This is a genomic window from Geofilum rubicundum JCM 15548 (assembly GCF_000974365.1).
GTDB classification, from domain to species: Bacteria; Bacteroidota; Bacteroidia; order Bacteroidales; family Marinilabiliaceae; genus Geofilum; species Geofilum rubicundum.
In genome coordinates, this window is the sequence record NZ_BAZW01000145.1 from 1 (window position 1) to 1,515 (window position 1,515).

Here is a 1,515-nt window from a genome sequence, read left to right on the forward strand (position 1 = left end):
CTACTTTGACAGATTATGAAAAATGTGCTAAACGACTGATTTAATGATAATAGAGCTTGGAAAAACGCCCTGAAATTAGTAATTTCAGGGCATCACAGAAAAACAAACCTATCGTTCGTTTCAATGTTTAACACAACGTAAAAATACAAAAAATTATGGAAAAACACTGGCCGCTAGTGTAAAGCGGCTTGGTGCTTATCTTGTTGATTTTCAGGATTGTTTCCAAAACAGAACTAAAAAATTCTTTGACAAAGCTGAAAGTTATGCCCATGGGGTTTTCATAAGTAACCATCGTAATATCGAAAGGATTTGCGAGGATCAGTCAGATTTGGACTATTACCAGATGCAACATTTTATCACCCATTCCAATTGGAATGAACGAAAAGTAATAGACAGATCCGCCATTCAAGTAAGCAAATCACTTCCAAAACGAAAACTAACCGGTTTAATAATTGATGAAACTGGTACTGTGAAGAAAGGAGATAAGAGTGTTGGGGTGAGCTGGCAATATTGCGGGAACGTAGGAAAGCTGGCCAATAGCCAGGTTGCTGTAATGAGTTGTTTGAGCAATGGCGATTTTGCATCTATGACTGATGCACGCCTTTTTCTTCCGGAAGGTTGGTGTCATGACAAGTATCGTTGCGATAAAGCCGATATTCCGCAGGACCTTCGGATGTTTAAAACCAAAACAGAAATAGCCTATGATATTGTTGAACATCATAATGAGATAGGCATTGATTTTGACTTCGTGGGTGGTGACGGATTATATGGTAACGACCCGGAACTGGCAAGGAAAATAAATGAATTAGGGTATGTGTACATGTTTGATATCCATAAAGACCAACATGTTTTCATTGAAGAGCCCATATTGGAAGTACCAGAATCAAAGCTGGGTAAGGGTAGAAAACCCTCATTGGTAAAACCAGACAAACAAAGCATTCGGGTTGACAAATATTGCGATACATTAAACAAGGGTGACTGGACAGAAATTAAAGTAAGAAAAACGACAAAGGGTACATTGAAAGCCTTATTTCATTTTGCAAAAGTGTTTATCTGGAACAAAACAACAAACACCATCGAAACGAGGCTTCTTGTGATAAAGAAGCAGAAGACAAAGAATGAGGAAGAGATAAAATATTCATTTACAAATGCGAATCTTGAGCAATACACTCCTAAAGCTTTAGCTTATATGCAAGGTCAGCGCTTCTTTGTTGAGCATTGCATCAAAGAGTGTAAGCAGGTTTTGGGATTAGACCAATTCCAAACACGCAAATGGACTGCCTGGCAACATCAGGTGGCATTGAATATTATGACAGCTTGCTTCATATTGAAGGAGAAACTATTTTGTTTCGATGATTTGCCATTACTTTCAGCTTGGGACGTTAAAGCATGGATTTGCTTTAAATTCTTTCAGCAATTATCTGATGATGACATGATTGACAGAATGTTTGTCAGACATGTAAAGAGGCAGGCTGATATCAATAGAGCTTATATAAAGGAAGGATTTACGAATGT

Annotated in this window: 1 protein-coding gene; it reads left to right on the forward strand. The window is 37.8% G+C overall.

Annotation, left to right across the window (positions count from 1 at the left end; genetic code table 11):
• Nucleotides 1–166: 166 nt before the first annotated feature.
• Nucleotides 167–1,515: IS701 family transposase (locus JCM15548_RS20425; RefSeq protein WP_227626084.1), on the forward strand; the 1,349-nt coding region annotated here is incomplete at its 3' end.